Raw genomic sequence first — 4,253 nt, 5'->3', positions numbered from 1 at the left:
GTGCTGGTGACCAGGGTTCTTTACGTCAAGCGCGGCGCGGCGAAAAACTTCATCATCGTCGATGCGGCGATGAACGATCTGGTGCGGCCGACGCTCTACGAGGCCCATCACGATATTTTCCCGGTCGTCGCGCCGGGCGAGGGGGCGGCATTGTTCAAGGCCGATATTGTCGGGCCGGTCTGCGAGACCGGCGATTATCTGGCCCAGGACCGCGAACTGGCCGAGCCAGCGCCCGGCGACCTGCTGGCGGTGATGTCGGCGGGCGCCTATGGCGCGGTGCAGGCGGGGACCTATAATTCGCGCCTGCTCGCCCCGGAAGTGCTGGTCGATGGCGACCGCCACGCGACCATCCGGCCGCGCGGCGATTATGCGGCGCTGATCGGACTGGACAAAATTCCGCCTTGGTTGACATGAACCTTCGTTTGGGCGCGCAATCATGGTCTCAAAGCGTTTTCAAGCGAAGTGGAAGCCGTTTCGCTTATGAAGCGCGTAAAGACTTAAAACCGGTGGCTCGACACGATCCAATCATATCGGGGCGCCGGCGACAAAGAGGCGCCATCGGGTGACGAAGGAAAAATCAGGATTATTTGGTGGACTGCGGGCGCTTTTCGCTGGCGCCGCTCAGCCGAGGCTGCGGCTGTTGACCCTGCTCGCCCGGGCCGCGCTACTGGTCGAACGCCTCGCCGCCGCGCTCGCTCCCGCAGCCATTGTCGCCGCATTTTTCGTCGCCCTGAGCTGGACCGGCGTTTGGCTCGGCGCTCCGGTCTATCTTCGGATCATTGGAACGGCGGCCTTGCTCGTCGCGCTGGTCCTCAGCCTGTCGCGGGCGCGCAAATTTTCCTTCCCCACCGCCGGAGAGGCGCGCGCGGCGCTGGACGGCGCCGACCCGGACGCCCCGGCGGCGGCGCTCTCCGACGCTCTGGCCAATGATGGCGATCCGCAAACCCGGACATTATGGCGGCTGCATTTGCGCCGCGCCGAAAAAATCGCCGCCCGCCTGCGTCCAGTCGCTCCGGAGCCGCGCCTCTGGGCGCTGGACCCTTATGCGCTCGGAGCGCTGGCGGTGCTGGCCCTTTGCGTGGGGGCCTTTCTGGCCGGTCCGCAAAAATACGCCCGGCTCGCCGCCGCTTTCGACTGGCGCTGGCGCATGGCCGCCAATGAGCCGTCGCGCATCGACGCCTGGATTGATCCGCCGGACTACACCGGCAGGCCGCCGATCGTGCTGGCGCTGAACGAGCCGACCGAAAAAGCCGCCGCCATCGCCGCGCCCGTCGGTTCTTCGATCGTCGTTCGCGCCGCCGACTCGATCGATCTGCGCGTGGCCGCGCAAGGCGGCGTCGAGCCGGCGCCAGACGGCGCGGGCGCCGCCGCGCTCAAGGAGCGCCGCCTCATCCTGCGCGGCGACGGTAGCTTGCGGATTTCGCGAGGCGCTACTGAAATCGCGCAATTTTCGCTGCGCAGCCTGCCCGACGCCCCGCCGACCGTCACGCCGCTGGAGGCGCCCCAGGCCAATCTGCGCGGGACCTTCGTCCTCGCCTATCGGATCGGGGATGATTATGGCGCGCGCGACGCAGGTGTCGCCGCGCGCCTGAACGCCGACGCCCCCCCGCCGCTTGGCCACGCCCTGGTCGCCCCGCCAAGCGGGCCGCTCGATCTGCCTGCGGCGCCCGGAGGATTGGGCGATGGGCGCTCGACGCTCGACTGGACCGACAGCCCCTATGCCGGCGCGCCGGTCGATCTGGTCCTGAGCGTCCAAGACGAAGGCGGCAACGAAGGCCAGGCGGTTTTGCGCGGCTTCGTCCTGCCGAAAAAGAACCTGGTCAATCCGCTGGCCCTCGCCCTGGCGGAACAACGCCGGTTGCTCGCGCTCGATTCCGCGCAAAAGGACAAGGTGCTGTCGGCGCTGGACGCCATGATGGTCGCGCCCGAGATTTTCACCCCGAAGCCCGGCGTCTATCTCGGGCTGCGCTATGCCCACACCGCGCTTCGACACGCGCGCCGCGACGACGAACTCTTAGGCGTCGCCGATTTTCTATGGGAAATGGCCCTGCGTCTCGAAGAGGGCGATGCGCCGCAGGCGGAGCGCGACCTGCGCGCGGCGCAAAAGGCTTTGCGCGACGCGCTGAACCGCGGCGCAAAGCCGGAGGAAATCGCCCGGCTGACCCAGCAATTGCAAAAGGCCCTGGACGCTTTCCTAGCCGAAATGGCGAAAAAATCGTCCACTCAGGCCCGATCCGGCGAAACCGAATCCGGCGACGGCCGTTCGGTCACGGCCAAGGATTTCAAAAGCATGCTCGATCAACTGGCCGAGGCGGCGAAGGACGGCGACAAGGAAGCCGCCATGGATTTGCTCGACCGGATGCAGGACATGTTGGAAAATCTGCGGCGGGCGGAAAAATCGGGCCAGGGCGGCAAGGCGGCGAACAACAACCGGACCATGCGCGACCTCGACAAGATGATGCGCGAACAGCAGAAATTGCGCGACGACACTTACGCGCATGAACAGGCGGAGCCGGCCGAGTCTGGACTGGAGCCGCCGAAGGGCCTCCAGCCGCCCGCCGATGGCAAGGGACGTCGCTCGGGCAGGGGCAAGCCGGGCGCGATGTCCGGCGCCAGAGATCCGGACCGGGGACAGGGCGAGGGACAAGCTGCGGGAGAGCCGGGGGAGGACGGCTCCGATGTGGCGGACGCCGATCCCCTCGACCAGCGCCAGGGCCGCCTGCGCGAAAAGCTCGATTCGGTGCAAAGACGCGCAAAAAGTTCCGGCGCAACGGCGCCCAAGGGGCTGGACGAGGCGGAAGAAGCGATGCGGCAAGCGGAGCAATCGCTGCGCCAGGGCGACGACGCCGCCGCTGTGGAGGCTCAGGGGCGCGCCATGGACGGCTTGCGCAAAAGCGCGGGCGAATTGGCCAAACAGGCGCAGCAGGGCGATGGCGAGCCCGGCGAAGACGAGGGGCAGGCCGGCAAGGACGGACTGCGCGGGCAAAACGGCGAGGGGCCCTTCGGCCACGCCAATCGGCGGGACAATGTCGACGCCACCGGCGCGCGCAAGGCGCGCAAGGTGCTTGAGGAGTTGCGCCGCCGGCTTTCCGATCCGAGCCGCGCCCGCGAGGAACTGGACTATCTCGAACGTCTGATCAAGCCCGATTGATCCGGATTGATTAACAGCCGTAATTCCTCCTAAATCATGCGCCCGACCGGAAAAGCCGTTCATGAGTCATTTCTTCGATTACCTCGTCGTCGCGGCCCTGCTTGGCGTGGCGCTTGCGCTTTTCCTGGGTCTGGCCAACATGCTGCGCGGCGGCGCCCCCAACCTGTCGCAAAAGCTGATGCGCTGGCGGGTCGGCCTGCAATTTTTGGCGATTCTCGCCATCGTCGGCGCGCTTTTCATGCGCAAATAAGCGGATTTGGAACAGCGTCATGGTCAAGCTGAACAGGATCTACACGCGAACCGGCGACGACGGTTCGACCGGCCTCGCCAATGGCGAAAGGCGGGCCAAATGCGACCCGCGCGTCGAAGCCTATGGCGACGTTGACGAAACCAATTCGGCGATTGGCGTCGCCCGACTCGCCACTGCGGCGTTGCCGGAACTCGACGCCATGCTGGCGCGCATCCAGAACGATTTGTTCGATCTCGGCGCCGACCTCGCGACGCCGGCTTCGGAGCAGCCGCTCGGCTACGAGCCTTTGCGCGTCGTCGCCGCGCAGGCGACACGGCTTGAAGGCGAGATCGACGCGCTCAACGCGCGCCTTGAGCCGCTGCGTTCCTTTGTCCTGCCCGGCGGCTCGCCCGCCGCCGCCGCGCTGCATCTCGCCCGCGCCATTTCCCGCCGCGCCGAACGGCGCATGGTCGCCCTGACGCTGGAAGGCGAAGCGATCGGCGAACCGGCGCTGCATTATATCAATCGTCTGTCGGATTTCCTGTTCGTCGCGGCGCGTATCGCCAATGACGACGGCGCCGCCGATATTTTGTGGTTTCCCGGCCAGAATCGCTGAAAGATCGAGCCCAGGCTTGCGACAATTTGTCCGGGGTCGACGGCGGCGTTGACTCGCCCTGCCGCCCCAATTACCAGATCGACCCAATCCTGCGCCGCCATTGGAGGTCGAAGCCGATGAAAATTCTCGTGCCCGTGAAACGGGTGGTCGATTACAATGTCAAGATCCGGGTCAGGACGGACGGTTCGGGCGTCGAACTGGCCAATGTCAAGATGTCGATGAACCCGTTCGACGAAATCGCCGTGGAAGAGGCTCTG

3 protein-coding genes and 2 pseudogenes are annotated in these 4,253 nt (G+C 66.2%); all 5 read left to right on the top strand.

Annotation, left to right across the window (positions count from 1 at the left end; translation table 11 throughout):
* Positions 1 to 414, top strand: a pseudogene (locus QZY01_RS02735) (diaminopimelate decarboxylase); the annotation flags it as partial.
* A gap of 148 nt (positions 415 to 562) precedes the next feature.
* On the top strand, positions 563 to 3,151 hold the full coding sequence (locus QZY01_RS02730; protein WP_294533028.1) for a TIGR02302 family protein: 2,589 nt from the start codon (positions 563 to 565) through the stop codon (positions 3,149 to 3,151).
* Between the two features lie 61 nt (positions 3,152 to 3,212).
* On the top strand, positions 3,213 to 3,401 hold the full coding sequence (locus tag QZY01_RS02725; RefSeq protein WP_294533026.1) for a twin transmembrane helix small protein: 189 nt from the start codon (positions 3,213 to 3,215) through the stop codon (positions 3,399 to 3,401).
* Positions 3,402 to 3,420: 19 nt separating this feature from the next.
* The gene (locus QZY01_RS02720) at positions 3,421 to 3,996 is read left to right on the top strand and encodes a cob(I)yrinic acid a,c-diamide adenosyltransferase (protein ID WP_294533023.1); all 576 of its coding nucleotides are present in this window, start codon (positions 3,421 to 3,423) and stop codon (positions 3,994 to 3,996) included.
* A gap of 116 nt (positions 3,997 to 4,112) precedes the next feature.
* Positions 4,113 to 4,253: pseudogene (locus tag QZY01_RS02715) on the top strand (electron transfer flavoprotein subunit beta/FixA family protein); the annotation flags it as partial.

Source organism: uncultured Rhodoblastus sp. (assembly GCF_903903185.1).
Classification (GTDB): domain Bacteria; phylum Pseudomonadota; class Alphaproteobacteria; order Rhizobiales; family Beijerinckiaceae; genus Rhodoblastus.
Note: the sequence above shows the minus strand (reverse complement) of the source record. Positions and strands in the feature narration are given on the sequence as shown.

Excerpts from the sequence above, each read along its gene's own strand:
- QZY01_RS02725 (WP_294533026.1), top strand. The coding sequence starts at position 3,213 with ATGAGTCATTTCTTCGATTACCTCGTCGTCGCGGCCCTGCTTGGCGTG.
- QZY01_RS02720 (WP_294533023.1), top strand. The coding sequence starts at position 3,421 with ATGGTCAAGCTGAACAGGATCTACACGCGAACCGGCGACGACGGTTCG.